The sequence below is a fragment of the Faecalibacterium sp. Marseille-Q0746 genome (genome assembly GCF_017377595.1).
In the GTDB taxonomy this organism is placed as follows: Bacteria; Bacillota; Clostridia; order Oscillospirales; family Ruminococcaceae; genus Faecalibacterium; species Faecalibacterium duncaniae.
The window spans coordinates 19,676-35,104 of record NZ_JAFREI010000011.1 but is presented as its reverse complement, the minus strand read 5'-3'; the positions used below and the strand labels follow the sequence as shown (position 1 = coordinate 35,104).

13 protein-coding genes are annotated in these 15,429 nt (G+C 58.9%); 5 read left to right on the top strand and 8 right to left on the bottom strand.

All coding sequences use genetic code 11. From position 1 onward, the window contains the following. The first annotated feature begins 33 nt into the window (after window positions 1–33). Window positions 34–3,579 (top strand): pyruvate:ferredoxin (flavodoxin) oxidoreductase, encoded by a 3,546-nt coding sequence (gene nifJ, locus J3351_RS07865; protein WP_117534299.1) that lies wholly within the window; start codon window positions 34–36, stop codon window positions 3,577–3,579. 935 nt (window positions 3,580–4,514) lie between these two features. Continuing rightward, on the top strand, window positions 4,515–6,086 hold the full coding sequence (gene mgtE / locus J3351_RS07860) for a magnesium transporter (protein WP_207697480.1): 1,572 nt from the start codon (window positions 4,515–4,517) through the stop codon (window positions 6,084–6,086). A 30-nt stretch (window positions 6,087–6,116) separates the two neighbouring features. Here mgtE and J3351_RS07855 read toward each other — a convergent pair whose 3' ends face one another. Then, complete coding sequence (locus J3351_RS07855; RefSeq protein WP_207697479.1) at window positions 6,117–6,581, bottom strand: hypothetical protein; 465 nt, start codon at window positions 6,579–6,581, stop codon at window positions 6,117–6,119. A gap of 102 nt (window positions 6,582–6,683) precedes the next feature. On the opposite strand from J3351_RS07855, the gene J3351_RS07850 reads away from it, so the two are divergent. Further along, window positions 6,684–7,322 (top strand): rhomboid family intramembrane serine protease, encoded by a 639-nt coding sequence (locus J3351_RS07850; protein ID WP_097769884.1) that lies wholly within the window; start codon window positions 6,684–6,686, stop codon window positions 7,320–7,322. Next, window positions 7,319–8,284 (top strand): hypothetical protein, encoded by a 966-nt coding sequence (locus J3351_RS07845; protein WP_207697478.1) that lies wholly within the window; start codon window positions 7,319–7,321, stop codon window positions 8,282–8,284. The genes J3351_RS07850 and J3351_RS07845 overlap by 4 nt, the downstream gene beginning before the upstream one ends. A 183-nt stretch (window positions 8,285–8,467) precedes the next feature. Here the strand turns inward: J3351_RS07845 and J3351_RS07840 are convergent, their stop codons facing one another. After that, window positions 8,468–9,757, bottom strand: coding sequence for a D-alanyl-D-alanine carboxypeptidase family protein (locus J3351_RS07840; RefSeq protein WP_156066843.1), 1,290 nt, complete (start codon window positions 9,755–9,757; stop codon window positions 8,468–8,470). Between the two features lie 105 nt (window positions 9,758–9,862). Between J3351_RS07840 and J3351_RS07835 the strand changes: the two genes are divergently transcribed. Then, window positions 9,863–10,399: a gamma carbonic anhydrase family protein gene (locus J3351_RS07835; RefSeq protein ID WP_207697477.1), complete on the top strand. Its 537-nt coding sequence runs from the start codon at window positions 9,863–9,865 to the stop codon at window positions 10,397–10,399. A gap of 271 nt (window positions 10,400–10,670) precedes the next feature. On the opposite strand, the gene J3351_RS07830 is transcribed toward J3351_RS07835, so the two are convergent. The 6 genes from J3351_RS07830 to J3351_RS07805 all read right to left on the bottom strand — a co-directional run bounded on the left by J3351_RS07830 (window position 10,671) and on the right by J3351_RS07805 (window position 15,330). Next, window positions 10,671–11,438, bottom strand: a complete 768-nt coding sequence (locus tag J3351_RS07830) for a biotin--[acetyl-CoA-carboxylase] ligase (protein ID WP_005929057.1) — start codon at window positions 11,436–11,438, stop codon at window positions 10,671–10,673. Further along, window positions 11,435–11,923, bottom strand: coding sequence for a YfcE family phosphodiesterase (locus tag J3351_RS07825; protein WP_117505983.1), 489 nt, complete (start codon window positions 11,921–11,923; stop codon window positions 11,435–11,437). Before J3351_RS07825 ends, J3351_RS07830 begins: the two co-directional genes overlap by 4 nt. Before the next feature lie 251 nt (window positions 11,924–12,174). Next, window positions 12,175–13,014, bottom strand: a complete 840-nt coding sequence (gene rsmI, locus J3351_RS07820) for a 16S rRNA (cytidine(1402)-2'-O)-methyltransferase (RefSeq protein WP_098923987.1) — start codon at window positions 13,012–13,014, stop codon at window positions 12,175–12,177. A 107-nt stretch (window positions 13,015–13,121) separates the two neighbouring features. Continuing rightward, window positions 13,122–13,796, bottom strand: coding sequence for a tRNA1(Val) (adenine(37)-N6)-methyltransferase (locus tag J3351_RS07815; RefSeq protein WP_207697476.1), 675 nt, complete (start codon window positions 13,794–13,796; stop codon window positions 13,122–13,124). A 134-nt stretch (window positions 13,797–13,930) separates the two neighbouring features. Then, on the bottom strand, window positions 13,931–14,101 hold the full coding sequence (locus J3351_RS07810) for a DUF362 domain-containing protein (RefSeq protein WP_005929040.1): 171 nt from the start codon (window positions 14,099–14,101) through the stop codon (window positions 13,931–13,933). Window positions 14,102–14,391: 290 nt separating this feature from the next. Next, the gene (locus J3351_RS07805) at window positions 14,392–15,330 is read right to left on the bottom strand and encodes a stage 0 sporulation family protein (protein WP_035393233.1); all 939 of its coding nucleotides are present in this window, start codon (window positions 15,328–15,330) and stop codon (window positions 14,392–14,394) included. Window positions 15,331–15,429: the final 99 nt, after the last annotated feature.

Genomic DNA, 15,429 nt, shown 5'->3' with positions numbered 1-15,429 from the left:
AGGTACCAAATTCTGAACAATGGAGGAAGAAAAATGCCTAGAGCAAAGCAAACCATGGATGGCAATACCGCTGCCGCTCATGTAGCATACGCCTACACGGACGTGGCTGCTATCTACCCCATTACCCCGTCTTCTCCGATGGCTGACTCTGTGGACCAGTGGTCCGCAGCTGGTCAGAAGAACATCTTCGGCAACCAGGTCAAGGTCGTCGAGATGGAGTCTGAGGCCGGCGCTGCCGGCGCTGTGCACGGCTCTCTGGGTGCAGGTGCTGTTACCACCACCTTCACCGCTTCTCAGGGCCTGCTGCTGATGATCCCCAACATGTACAAGATCGCTGCTGAGCAGCTGCCCTGCGTGTTCGATGTTTCTGCACGTACCGTTGCTACCCAGTCCCTGAACATCTTCGGTGATCACAGCGACGTTATGGCATGCCGCCAGACCGGCTTCGCAATGCTGGTCGAGAGCAGCGTGCAGGAAGTTATGGATCTGTCCCCTGTTGCCCATCTGGCAGCAATCGAGGGCAAGGTTCCCTTCCTGAACTTCTTCGATGGCTTCCGTACTTCTCACGAGTACCAGAAGATCGAGAAGTGGGACTACGCTGATCTGAAGGAAATGTGCAACATGAAGGCTGTTGAGGAGTTCCGTGCCAAGGCTCTGAACCCCGAGCACCCCAAGATGCGCGGTTCCCACGAGAACGGCGACGTGTTCTTCCAGCACCGTGAGGCCTGCAACTCCGTTTACGATGCACTGCCCGCAGTGGTCGAGAAGTACATGGCCAAGATCAACGAGAAGCTGGGCACCAACTACGATCTGTTCAACTACTACGGCGCACCCGATGCTGACCGTGTTATGATCGCTATGGGCTCTGTCTGCGACGTTGCTGACGAAGTCGTCGACTACCTGAACGCCAAGGGCGAGAAGGTCGGTATCGTCAAGGTCCGCCTGTACCGTCCCTGGGTGTCCTCCGCTCTGCTGAAGGTCCTGCCCAAGACTGCCAAGAAGGTTGCAGTTCTGGATCGTACCAAGGAGCCCGGCTCCCTGGGCGAGCCCCTGTACCTGGATGTTGCTGCTACCCTGCGTGAGGCCGGCATGAACGATGTCGTCCTGACCGGCGGCCGTTACGGCCTGGGCAGCAAGGACACTCCCCCGTCCTCCATCTTCGCTCTGTTCAAGGAGCTGGAGAAGGATCAGCCCAAGGAGCGCTTCACCCTGGGCATCACCGATGATGTCACCGGTCTGTCCCTGCCCGAGGTCAAGCCCGCTCCCATCACCGCAGCTGCTGGCACCAAGGAGTGCAAGTTCTGGGGTCTGGGCGGCGACGGTACTGTCGGCGCAAACAAGAACTCCGTCAAGATCATCGGCGACCACACTGATAAGTATGTTCAGGCATACTTCCAGTATGACTCCAAGAAGACCGGCGGCGTGACCATCAGCCACCTGCGTTTCGGCGACAAGCCCATCCGCAGCCCCTACTACATCAACCAGGCTGACTTTGTGGCCTGCCACAACCCCGCTTACATCCACATGGGCATGAAGATGGTCCAGGATGTCAAGCCCGGCGGCGTGTTCATGATCAACTGCCAGTGGACCGATGAGGAGCTGGGCCAGCACCTGAACGCTGAGGCCAAGAAGTACATTGCTGACAACAACATTCAGCTGTACACCATCAACGCCATCGATAAGGCTATCGAGATCGGTATGGGCAAGCGCACCAATACCATCCTGCAGTCCGCTTTCTTCAAGCTGGCTGACGTTATGCCCATCGAGGACGCTGTCAACTTCATGAAGCAGGCAGCTCAGAAGAGCTACGGCAAGAAGGGCCAGGACGTTGTTGAGATGAACTGGAAGGCCATCGATGCTGGTGTTGACGCGATCCACAAGGTCGACGTTCCCGCTTCCTGGTCCAACCCCGAGGCTGATCCCGCTCCCAAGGCTCTCACCGGCCGTCCGGAGCTGGTCAAGCAGATCCGTGATGTCATGGAGCCCATCGCTCGTATGGACGGCGACAGCCTGCCCGTTTCCGCTTTCGTTGCAAATGCAAACGGCGAGTGGGAGCAGGGCGCATCCGCATACGAGAAGCGCGGCACCGCTGTGAACGTTCCCGAGTGGGATGCTTCCAAGTGCGTCGGCTGCAACCAGTGTGCATTCGTCTGCTCTCATGCTACCATCCGTCCCTTCCAGCTGACCGCTGACGAGCTGGCAGCTGCTCCTGCTCAGACCAAGAGCCGTGACAACCGCCCCGCAAACGAGTACAAGTTTGTGATGGCTGTTTCTCCTCTGGACTGCATGGGCTGCGGCGAGTGCGTCACCGTCTGCCCCACCAAGGCAATTGCTATGGTTCCTCAGGAGAGCCAGGCCGATCAGCAGGCAGTCTTCGACTACTGCGTGGCCAACATCTCCAAGAAGCCCAGCAAGTTTGCTGATGACACCGTCATTGGTTCTCAGTTCAACCAGCCCCTGCTGGAGTTCTCTGGCTCCTGCGCAGGCTGTGCCGAGACCTCTTACGCTCGCCTGATCACTCAGCTGTTCGGCGAGAAGATGTACATCTCCAACGCTACCGGCTGCTCCTCTATCTGGGGTGGTACCGCTTCCATCTCTCCGTACACCGTCAACAAGGACAGCGGCCATGGTCCTGCATGGTGCAACTCCCTGTTCGAGGATAACGCTGAGCATGGTCTGGGCCTGTACCTCGGCCAGAAGACCGTTCGTGAGAACCTGATCAAGCGCATTGCTGAGGTTGCTGGTTCTGACAAGGCTTCCGCTGAGCTGAAGGCTGCCTTCGACAAGTTCATGGAGACCAAGAACAACACCAAGGCAAACGACGAACCCGCCAAGGCTCTGATCGCTGAGCTGGAGAAGGCTGCTGCCGCTGGCTGCACCGAGTCCGCTGAGATCCTGAAGAGCAAGGAGTTCATCGCCAAGAAGTCCGTCTGGATCTTCGGTGGTGACGGCTGGGCATACGACATCGGCTTCGGCGGCCTGGATCACGTCCTGGCTTCCGGCGAGGATGTCAACGTCATGGTCTTCGATACTGAGATGTACTCCAACACCGGTGGACAGGCATCCAAGGCTTCCAACATTGGTGAGGTCTGCCAGTTCGCTGCTGCTGGTAAGGAGATCAGCAAGAAGAGCCTGTCCGAGATCGCAATGACCTACGGTTACATCTATGTTGCTCAGATCGCTCTGGGCGCTAACATGAACCAGGCTGTCAAGGCAATCGCTGAGGCTGAGGCTTATCCCGGCCCCTCTCTGATCATCGGCTACGCTCCCTGCGAGCTGCACGGTGTGAAGGGCGGCATGACCAACTGCCAGAACGAGATGAAGAAGGCAGTTGAGGCTGGTTACTGGAACCTGTTCACCTTCAACCCCGCCAACAAGGCTCAGGGCAAGAACCCCTTCACCCTGACCTCCAAGGCTGTGGATGCCGAGAAGTATCAGGCACTGCTGGCAAACGAGACCCGTTACAGCCGCCTGACCCGTGCATTCCCCGAGCGTGCAAAGGCTCTGTTCGCACGCAACGAGCAGGTTGCAAACGATCGTTACGAGCACCTGACCCGTCTGGTCGAGCTGTACAAGTAATCCTGTTCTCTGAACAATGGCTGGCAATGGCCGCAGCGGCACCCTAGTCCGCAAGACGGCTGCTCCGCACTGGCGATTACTGCGCAACGCAGCAGTGCGAAACTGCGGCCCCGCCGCCCTGAGCAGAGCATGATGAACGTGCAAACGAGCATTTGTGCAAACTTCTGATTTCATTCCCTCGCCCGCCGCGGCCCGCGAACCGCGCTGGGCAGGGTGTTTGAAATACCAAAGCGCCCGCGAGGGTCCTTGAAAGCACACCCCGCGTGTGTCAGGAGCATAAGGTCTGGCAACAGATACCTTGTTCCGCCTGCTGCATAAGACCTGCCCTGCAGGGATCTTGCCGCAGTCAAAAACGAATCCGTTTTTAGCGCCCCGCTCACTTTATAGTGAACGGGGCGTATTTTTGTGGGGTCTATTTTACAATTTCTTCATAGGATTTTCATGCAAACCCGTGCTTTTGGTGCTATACTACTGACATAAGGAACCGGGGCCGCAACCGATTCCTTGTACATGATTCCTCCTCACACCAAGGCAATATCCAAACAGAAAGCCCCTTTCAGTGGTCCGCAAGCACTGGAAGGGGCTTTCTGCGTGTTTTGGCGGAAATTCCCGCCTGATTCGGTGCATTTAGGGTTGACCGGCCTTTTGGCCGGCGCTATAATAAAAAGTGGAAAAGATCCTTAGGAGGTGAACGCAGGACAATGGACCCGGATCATAGTCGAAGATGCGGTTTTGGTGCGATAGGACGGGACATGGAGCAGGCTGCGTTCGCCTTTTTTGCCCGGTAAGAGGTGCTGTTCGGGCACTTCTCAGCGGGGAGGAAGGGCGCGGCTTTGTGCGCGTGGAAGCCCTGGCAAGGGGTGGATGCGGGCCGTTGGCGGCGCTTTTTGTTTTGCCCTGTACCAACCGCCGGAATACGGTAGGAGGTACGCAAAATGGAAATGGAAGAAAAGAAAAACGAACTGACCGAGGCCGCCCTGCCTGTGCAGGAGCTGCCCGCTGATATCCCGGACGAGGTGCGCCAGAAGCTGGTCAGAGATCTGAACGAGGAAGCTACAGAGGACCTGAAGCAGGACATCCGGGAGGCCGAGAAAGAAGAGGCCCGGGACGATGAGGTCAAGGCTGACCCCGAGATGCTGACCAAAAGCCGCCTGCTCAAGATGCTGGTAAAAAAGCAGTACGTCAAGCTGCGCGAGGTCACCGAGGAGGAGCAGCCCGCCGACCTGGCAGAGCTGCTGGAGGAGCTGGACGAGAACAACCGTCTGGTGGTGTTCCGCCTGCTGAAAAAGGAAGTGGCCACCGAGGCCTTCGCCTATATGTCCGATGAAGCCCGGGATGACCTGGTCAACGCCTTCTCTGACGTGGAGCTGGTCAGCGCCATTGAGGAGATGAGCCTGGACGATGCTGCCGACCTGCTGGAGGATATGCCCGCAGGCGTGGTCAAGCGGGTACTGGAGAAATCCTCCAAGCAGACCCGCGAGAGCCTGAACAAGCTGCTGAACTACCCCGAGAGCTCGGCCGGCAGCCTGATGACCCCTGAATATGTCCGGCTGAAAAAAGAGATGAATGTCCGGCAGGCGCTGGATGCCATCCGGCGGCAGGGCGAGAATGCCGAGACCATCTATATCAACTATGTTGTGGAGCGCAACCGCCTGAAGGGTGTTGTCTCTGCCCGTGACCTGCTGCTGGCAGACCCTGATACCCCGCTGGTCGATATTATGGACGACAACGTGGTCACCGTGAAGGTCACGGATGACCAGGAGTTTGTGGCCCGCGAGATGCAGCGCTACGACTTTACCGCAATGCCCGTTGTGGACAATGAGGGCATGTTTGTGGGCATTATCACCATCGACGATGCAATCGATGTTCTGACCGATGAGAGCACCGAGGATATGCAGAAGATGGCCGCCATTCTGCCTGCGGATGAGGCCACCACTTATTTTGGCACCAGTGTCTGGACCCACGCCAAGCAGCGCATCCCCTGGCTGCTGATCCTGATGCTGTCGGCCACCTTTACCGGTATGGTCACCACCCATTACGAGGAAGCCTTTGTGAGCCTGCCCCTGCTGGTCTCCTTCATGCCCATGCTGATGGATACCGCCGGCAACTGCGGTAACCAGATTAGCACCCTGATGGTGCGCGGTCTGGCGCTGGGCGAGGTGGAACCCTCTGATTTCCTCAAGGTGCTGGCCAAGGAGCTCCGTGTTTCCGCGATCGTGGGTGCGGTGCTGGGCGTGGTGAACGGTCTGCGCATCTACTTGATGTACACCTTCATCTTTGCCGGTCAGTATGACAATGTGATGGGCTACGCCATCGTCGTCAGCGTGTCGCTGTTCTTCAGCGTCATCCTGGCAAAGCTGGTGGGCGGTATGCTGCCCCTTGCCGCCAAGAAGCTGGGTGCGGACCCGGCCATCATGGCGACCCCCTTCATCACCACCATTGTGGATGCCTGCAGCTTGATCCTGTACTTCCAGATCGCGCAGGTCGTGTTCCGGAATATGATGTAACGTTTGATTTTATAGGAGCAGCCCTCTCAGTCAAAGCCTGACGGCTTTGCCTGAGAGGGCTGTTTCTTTTTGTTGAAAACTCAAGTTTTCCCGCTGTTTTCCACAGGTCGATTTTTGTAGAAAATGGGTGTGGAAAACTACCGTCTCCTTCATTCCAACGGGGAGAAATTCAAGGAGCGGATTTTCTGCCTGCTGTAAAAAGTAAATTTTCGGGTTTGACTTTCTTTCAGAAAAAAGGTGCAAAGGCCCATAATTCCCCTGATTTTCGCAAAGATTCGCGCGATACAATACACCATGTATAAACCACCTCACAGGAAAATGTGGAAAACTCGGTGGAAAAAGTGGAAAACATCGTGGGAAAACCGGGGCTTTTTTCACAATTCCGGTGGAAAACCCAGTGGAAAGAGTGGATAAGTCCATCTGAACACACCAAAAGTGGATACAACCTGCTGTTTTAGCACTCGGATGAACAGACAGCCAGAGCCCTTTGTTCACACCCTTCGCCTTGAATGGCCCTGCCAATCATGGTACAATGAAAAAAGAGAGCGTTCCCGGCCAACGGGGCGCAAATTTTACGAATAACGGAGGCTTCTGCCTATGAACTGGATCACCAAGCTGGAACGGAAATACGGCCGGTTCTGCATTCCCAACCTCATCAACATCCTCATCGGCGGCCAGATCCTGGTCTACGCCATTGAACTGTTTGTCAACCAGTATATTTCCTTTTATCTCTCCCTGAGCCGCAGTGCCCTGTTCGCCGGGCAGATCTGGCGGCTGTTCACCTTTGTTCTGGTGCCTTTTTCGGGCGGCGGGCCGCTCAGCGTGGTGCTGGGCATCTATTTTACCTGGTTCGTCGGCAGTGCGCTGGAACGGGAGTGGGGCGATTTCCGCTTCAACCTCTACGTCCTGCTGGGGATGGCAGGCGCGTGGCTGGCCTGCCTGCTGACAGGTTCTGCCGATACCTACTGCCTGTCCCTCTCCCTTCTGCTGGCCTTTGCCATGCTTTACCCGGAGCTGCAGGTGCTGCTCTTCTTCGTCATCCCCCTCAAGGTGAAGTATTTCGGCATCTTTGCCGCCGCCCTGTGGGTGTTCAGCTTCCTGAGCATGGGGATGCTGGGCAAGCTGAACTATCTGCTCTGTATGCTGGGCTTCCTTCTGTTCTTCGGGCCGCAGGCCTGGCATAACATCCGCGCCTGGGTGCGCCGGGAGCAGTGGAAGAGGAAAAATCGGAGATGATGATTGATCGTCTGGAAGGCAATTCGGAATTAAAGACCAGCGTCCGGCTGATGCTGGGGGGCCGCCGCATGACCCACAGTGTTCTGCTGGTGGGCGAAGAGGGGCTGGGAACCGGGTTTGCGGCCCGCTGCGTGGCGGCGGATTACCTTTACCCCAACGGCGGCGCGCCCGCCGAAGCCCTGCTCCGGGGCGAGTGCTGCCGTGCCGTGGCAAAGGCCGGTAAGCGCGACAGCGGCCAGATTGAGACCGGCATCGTCCGGGAAGCCATCTCCGTGACCGGTATGGGCAGCGGCGGGCGGTATCTGGTCGGTCAGGTCACGGCCATGCGCAGCGAGATCTTCAACACCAGCCTTTCGGCAGAGGGGCGCGCTGTGCTGCTCTACCATGTGGAGCGGATGAACGAGGAATCGGCCAACGCTCTGCTGAAGGTCATGGAGGAGCCGCCCGAGGGCGTGCTTTTCCTGCTGACGGCGGATTCGCTGGCGGGCGTTCTGCCCACCATCCGGAGCCGCTGCATCAGCTTTGCGGTGGCTCCGGTCTCCCCCGCCGATTGCGCCCGCTACTGCACCGCACAGGGGGTGGACAGCAAGGATGCCGCCCTGTACAGTGAGCTGTTCGATGGCCACATCGGCACAGTGCTGGATGCGGCCCGGGATGAGGCCCGCCGGGCGCAGGTGGACAAGGCGCTTGCCCTTGCCAAAGCAGCGGCCGCGCAGGACAGCTATGCCGCCGCTGTTCTGCTGGCGTCCTACGAAAAGGATAAGGTGGGGGCTGCCGCTCTGCTGGCTGATTTCCGGGCCGTAGCGGCCGCAGGGCTGCGCGGCAGCCCCCGTGCCCCGGTGCAGGGCGATGCCGCCCGCAAGGCCCTTGCAGCCGCCGATGCGGCGATCCAGCGGCTGGGCGCACAGGTGAACCCCAAGATCACCTTGAGTGTGCTGGCTGCAAGATTCCGGGGGCTGTAACCTCTCAGGCGCTTCGCGCCAGCTCCCCTAATAGGGAAGCCAGGTTTACGCTGCTGCTGGCTTGCCTCTCCTATTAGGAGAGGTGGCATTGCGGAGCAATGACGGAGAGGTTTAGCTGGGTTTTGCCCAAAACAAAAAGCTCCCCCTTTCGGGGGAACTTTGTTGGAAAGAGTCTTATTGGATTCAGCGTCTCCGTGCTTTTCTGCGCCGGCCCAGATTCAGTGAGCCGCCCCCGGCAACAAGGGTGAAGAAGCTGAGAACAGCCAGAAGAACGATGAGGGCCGCCATCAGGAGAAGCGTGGACTGAAGGTCGGTGCGAAAGTCGGAGACATATTCCTGATGGGTCACAAGGTCTACCGTGCCCACCTCATAGCCGTCCAGATAAACGGTGGCTGTGCCAAGGACAGCTCCGTCCTTGACGGTGGCGGAGATGTTCTCCTGAAGGTCGTAGGTGAAGGTTACCTTGTCGTCCGCATGGCCGTAGCCGCTGACCGGCGCGGCAGCGTAAAGCTCCACTTCCTCATAAGAGCGGCACTTCTTCAGGGGGGCGGTGGTCAGCGGGGTCTCGGTGTCCACCAGCTCCCGGTCAGAAAAGCTTGCAAAGGCCCAGTCCAGGATCTCGGAGGCCTCCCTGTAAATGTTGTCAAGGTCGGAGCCCAGCACCACCAGCCCGTAGGTGTGGCCATCCTTCTGAGCAAAGGTCACATAGCACCGGCCCGCCAGGGTGGTAAAACCGGTCTTCATGCCCCGGATGTAATCCCGGTAGTAGGGGTACTCCGGGTTGAGCATCAGGTTGGTGGAGGTGATGGTGCGCTCGTTCTGGTGCAGATTGGTGGCAGGCAGAGTATAGCTCAGGGTGTTTGCCACCTGCATATAGGTCTCGTTCTCGGCGCAGGCCTTGGCGATCAGGGCCAGATCGTGGGCCGAGGAGACGTTGCCGTAATCATACAGGCCGTGCACACAGGTAAAGCTGGTGCTGGTGCAGCCCAGCTCTTTGGCACGCTGGTTCATCCGGGCCACAAAGGCGGTCAGGTCGCCGTCCGAAACATCACTGGCGATCGCGCTGGCCGCGTCGTTGGCGCTGGCCACCAGCAGGCCGTACAGCAGGTCGATGCGGCGCACCGTCTCACCGATGCGCAGGTTGATGGTGCTGCCGTTGGCGTTCTGAATATCCTTGAACTCCTGGGTCAGGCTGGCGGGGATGGTGATCTCCGCATTCATGTCCTTGCCGCTTTCCAGAAACAGCAGGGCTGTCATCATCTTGGTCAGGCTGGCAATGTAGCGCTGCTGGTCCGCGTTCTGTTCCAGAATGGGTTTGTCGATGTCCGCGTTGAACAGATAGACCGATTCGCCCTCGTTCACGGTCTGGATGGGCATTTCGTATGCGGCCAGACCGGGCAGGACAAGGGTCAGGGCCAGCGCTGCGGTCAGCAGCAGGGCCGCCGCCCGGCGGAAGAGAGTAGAGTTCTGCATAAGCGTATCCTCCAACGGAAGCTCCCGGCTTCCCTGAATCAAAAACTAAAACACTATATAAAAGAATACCATAAATGACGGAAAAGAGAAAGGTGGTTTTTCACAATGTTGTTGCCTTTTGGTGGAAAAGTTCCCCGGGACGAGGGGGCGGTGTTCGTGGCACCCAACGCCACGGTGCTGGGCGATGTGGTGCTGGGGCCGGGCTCCTCGGTCTGGTATGGTGCGGTTCTGCGCGGGGACGACGGCACCCTGACCCTGGGCGAGAACACCAATGTGCAGGATAATGCGGTGCTCCACTGTGACCCGGGCGGGGCGGTCACGCTGGGCAAAAACGTGACCGTGGGCCACTGTGCCCTTGTCCACGGGTGCACCGTGGGAGACGGTTCCCTGATCGGGATGCACGCCACCCTGCTCAACCACTGTGTTGTGGGCAAAAACTGCATCATCGGGGCCGGTGCGCTGGTGCCGGAAGGCAAGATCATCCCGGACGATTCCCTTGTAGTGGGGGTTCCGGGGAAGATCATCAAGCAGGTCAGCCCCGAACAGGCAGCCGCCAGCCTTGCCAATGCCGCCCACTATGTGGGGGAGGGCCGCCGTCACGCCGCAGCCCTGCGGAAAGCGGAAAAAGGTGAAACTGAATGAGCGAAATAATTTCGTGCGAAGCTTAACAGAATTTTCACAAGATTTCACAAGAAAGTAATGACTTTTGCGCCGAAATCGGGTATACTATGAGCACAAGGGAGCGGGGCCGCAACCGTCTCCCTTGCACATGATTCCTCCTCACACCAAAGCAATACCCCAAAACAGAAGTCCCCTCCGGTGTACCGCAAGCGCCGGAGGGGACTTTTGTTTGTCTGAAACAGCGCCCCCGGCAGAGCGATCCTCTGCCGGGGGCGCTGTGTGATATCAAGTTTCAGAGGGAACCGTAGATGCCGCGCACGGAGACCTCGCCGGTGAACACGTGCTCCTCGCCGCTGTCGGTGCGGACAACAAGACGGCCCTCCTCGTCTACATCCACGGCCTCGCCTGCTCCCTGCCCGCCGTCCGGCAGGTCAAAGGTCACCCGCCGCCCGATGTTGACACAGGCGGCCTTGTACTCCTCCCGGAAAGGTGCAAAGCCATCCCGCGCAAAGGTGTACAGGGGCCGATCAAAGCCGAAATCCGTCAAAGCCTCGGCCAGCCAGCCGGGATCCTGCTCTAGATCGATCGCGGCACCCTGCAGGGCCAGCGAGGTGCCGTGGGGCAGGTCGGCAGCATCAAAATAACTCTGCGGCTGGGCCAGGTTGATGCCAATGCCGCACAGGATGCCCCGGCCCTGCTGCTGGTAGCCGTAGCAGACGCTTTCGCACAGGATGCCCACGATCTTTTTGCCGTTCAGCAGCAGGTCGTTGGGCCACTTGATCTGGCAGTCCACGCCGTAGCGCAGGGCCAGCTGTCTGCGCACGGCAAGGCTGGCCAGCAGGGGCAGGGTGGCGGGCTGCGCCAGCGGCTCCCGGATGGCGACTGTGTAGTACAGCGCCTTGCCCTCGGCGTTGACCCAGGTGCGGCCCAGGCGGCCCCGCCCGGCGGTTTGGTTGGTGGTGTATACCGCGCCCACCGGGCCGAACTCCTCAAAATGCTCTTTCATATACGCGTTGGTGCTGCCGCATTCGGGCAGATAACGCACCTCATTGATGCTCATTGCTGCGGTACCTCTTTGTGTGCAAAGCTGGTGATCTTGCCCTTGTCCAACAGCATCACGCCGTAGGTGTTGGGGCCGGTGTAGCAGCGGCCGCAGGAACCCGGGTTGAACAGGAACACGCCGTTTTTCTGGAGGGCGATGGGTTTGTGGGTGTGGCCGAACAATGCCACCTCAGCGCCGCGGGCGGCGGCGGCATCTGCCAGTGTGTCCAGATCGTATTTTACACCGTACATGTGACCATGCGTATAGAAAACGACCACCTGATCGAAGGCGGCCAGCCCGTCCAGCGGCTCCAACGCGCCAAAATCGCAGTTGCCGGCCACGGCGTAGACCTTCATTTTGGGGTGCAGGGTCAGCGCATCTTCCAGGTCGCGCAGGCCATCTCCCAAAAAGACAACGGCATTTGCATCGCTTTCTGCGTGCAGGATGCGCTCCACTGCACTGGCGCTGTTGTGGCTGTCGCTCAGGATCAAAAGTTTCGTCACGGGACTACGTCCTCCTTATTTATACGTATTAAACCTCTCAATCGCCTTCGGCGACAGGTACGGGTTGCGGCTCCCAGCATTCATTTCGTGTTGTAAACAACACTTATGTCTTGCTGGCCGCGGCCCCAACAGCAACGCCCTGTATCCGCCACTGGCGGCGGTTGTTGCTGTTGCTCCTGGTAGGGGAGCCAAGCTTACGTTCCTGTCTCCCCTGTCAGGAGAGGGGGCAATGCGAAGCATGGACAGAGAGGTCAGTCTGCCTGCAAAGCAAGCAGCTGCTTGTACACTTCACTCTTGGAATACGGCGTGCCCTGCGCGGCGGCCTTGGCGGCGGCAGAGGCTGCGTAGCCGTTCCGGGTCAGTTCCAGCGCCCGCTGGGCGGCCTGCTCCAATGTCAGTTCTTCTTCGGCTTCGGCGGCGGGCGCACCGGCCATCACCAGAACATACTCGCCGCGGGGGTCATTCTCGGCATAATGGGTCTGGGCCTCGCCCAGCGTTGTTTTCCAGATCTCCTCGTGGAGCTTGGTCAGCTCCCGGCAGAGGGTGATGCTCCGCTCAGGGCCGAAGGCGGTGGTCAGGTCGTCCAGCGTGGTGCGCAGTTTGTGGGGCGCTTCGTAGAAGATGACCGTCCGCTTTTCCCCCTGCAGCTCGGCCAGCCGCTCCCGCTTCTGCTTTTTGTTCACAGGCAGAAAACCCTCAAACACCCAGCGGGAGGTGTCCTGACCGGAGACGGCCAGCGCCGTCACACAGGCGGAGGCTGCCGGAACGGGCACCACCTTGATGCCCCGGGCCAGCGCGTCCCGCACGATCACCTCGCCCGGGTCAGACACGCAGGGCATTCCGGCATCGCTGCACAGGGCGCAGTTCTCGCCTGCCTCAATGCGGCGCAGGATCCCCTCGCCCTTCTGCAGGGCGTGCTCGTAGTAGCTCACCATCGGCTTTTTCAGCCCCAGAAAGTTGAGCAGCTTCATGGTCACGCGGGTATCCTCTGCGGCAATAAAATCTGCCGCGCCAAAGGTGGCTGCCACACGGGGCGGCATGTCATCCAGGTTGCCGATGGGTGTGGCAACAATATAAAGAGTACCTGCCATAGTATCCTCCCATTTGATTTGTACAAAACCTCTCCGTCATCCCTACGGGATGCCACCTCTCCTACCAGGAGGCGCAACCCGTACTTGGCGCGCAGCGTTTGAGAGGTTCAGCGTCCATACATTGCCGCGCCTGCCGAGATGAGTACATCCGGCTCGACCCGCAGCCCTGTTTTTCGGTTCTTCTGTGCTTCCACCAGAAACAGCCAGGGGGCGGCATCCGGCCGGTTCTTCACAAAGGCCAGCCGCTTGGGCTCCAGCCGGTTGGCCCGCAGGACTGCCAGCACCTCGGCCAGCCGCTCGGGCCGGTGGCAGAGCGAGAGCCGCCCGCCATCCTTCAGCAGCCGGAACGCGCATTTGCAGACATCGTCCAGCGCGCAGTCTGTCTCGTGGCGGGCAGTGGCTCGGGCCCTGTCGGCGGCCTGCTCCCCTGCCGTGAAATAGGGCGGGTTGCAGGCACACAGGTCGTAGCTGCCCTCGCCTTCCCGGAAGGAGCGCAGGTCGGCGCAGACGGGCGTGATGTGCTCAATGCCCTGTTCGGTGCAGGCGGCGGCCAGCAGCGCGCTGGCTTCGGGCTGCAGCTCCAGCCCCAGGCAGGGGCCTCGGTGGCCCCGGTCGTGCCATTCCAGGCTCACGATGCCGCAGCCGGAGCACAGGTCGGCGGCACGCCAGGCCCGCTTTGGCTCCGAAAACCGGGCCAGCAGCAGCGCGTCTGAGCCAAAGCGGTGCACGGCTGAACAATAGACTCTTGTTCTATTATACAAAATCTCGGTGGAATGTTCCATATACAGCACCTAAAATCCACTGCCAAAATATCGGGCGGAAAAATCGGGGAAAATTGTGCATGAAAGAAAAGCAGCAGACCCGCTTTTGACAGGTCTGCTGCTTTTGATGCGTTTTTTCAGTGTTCGCCGTGAAATTATTCAGCAGCGATAGCACCGGTGGGGCAAGCACCCTCGCAAGCGCCGCAATCGATGCAAGCGTCTGCATTCACAACTGCAACACCATTCTCAATGGTGACAGCACCAACGGGGCAAGCGCCCTCGCAAGCGCCGCAGCCAACACATGCGTCAGAAACCTTGTGTGCCATAATAAAACTCTCCTTTTATCACCCGTGCACTAGCTTTAAGAAGAAGTCTGCCCTCGCACGGTGCCAGCAGGCTTCCCCGGAATTCATCCTTGTCTGCATTCTAACAAAGTGGAAAAGAAAAGGCAAGACTAACCGTGTGCCATAAAAGCCCAAAGTTTTATTTTTGTGGGGTTGCACAAAAGCAAGGCCTAACTTTGCGGGAAAATTAAGAGAGTTTTTTGGCGAAAATCACGAAGAAAGGTTAGTTTTATGATACTAACCGCCGTGATATCCCACTATTTTTCTGGGAATTATTTCTCTTTTTTGGGGCATTTGCCGCAGCCCACATTGCCCTTTTCATCGGCGGCTGCCACCACCGGGGCGGGGTTGCGCACACCGGAATAATCGTCGTCCGGGTCGGGGCGGCGGGGTGCCCGTTTGCCGCCGCTGATATACTCACACACGCCCACCTTATAGTAGCGCGGGGTCAGGGCTTCGGTGCCGCAGCGCACCCGCAGGTAGCCGGAGATGGGGTTCACCTCCAGCACGGTGCCCAGACCATCCGGGGTGCGCACGGTGCTGCCCACCATGGGCATGATGCTGTTCAGGTACTCGTAGGCGTTTTCCTCATAGGAAAGGCAGCACATCAACCGGCCGCAGGCACCGCTGATCTTGGTGGGATTCAGGGAAAGGCCCTGCTCCTTGGCCATCTTGATGGAAACGGGCTGGAAATCCTTGAGGAAGCGGCTGCAGCAGAAAGGCTGGCCGCAGATGCCCAGACCGCCGATCATCTTGCTCTCGTCGCGCACGCCGATCTGGCGCAGCTCGATGCGGGTGTGGAAGATGCCGGCCAGATCCTTGACCAGTTCGCGGAAGTCCACCCGGCCGTCGGCGGTGAAGTAGAACATGATCTTGGAGCGGTCAAGGGTGTACTCAGCTTCCACCAGCTTCATTTCCAGGCCGTGGCGGGCAATGCACTCCTGGCAGGTGTGGTAGGCGCGCTTCTCATCCTCGCGGTTCTGGCGCATCCGGCGCACATCCACGCTGTCGGCCATCCGGGTGATGGGCTTGAGCGCCTTGGAAACGGCGCTGTCGGCGATCTCTTTCACGCCCTGCACCACCTCGCCGCACTCAATGCCGCGGGCGGTCTCCACGATCACGTATTCGCCGGTTTTGATGTCGGCCCCGGCAGGGTCGAAATAATAGCTTTTGCCGTTTTCCTTGAAACGGACAGAGATGACTTTTTTCATACTGTTCCTCACAGGGGAAAATCCCCTATCTCGTAAAAAGGCCCGCAGAAGGGCCTGAAGATCCATTCTGAGGATTATTATAGCATAAACGTTGAAAAT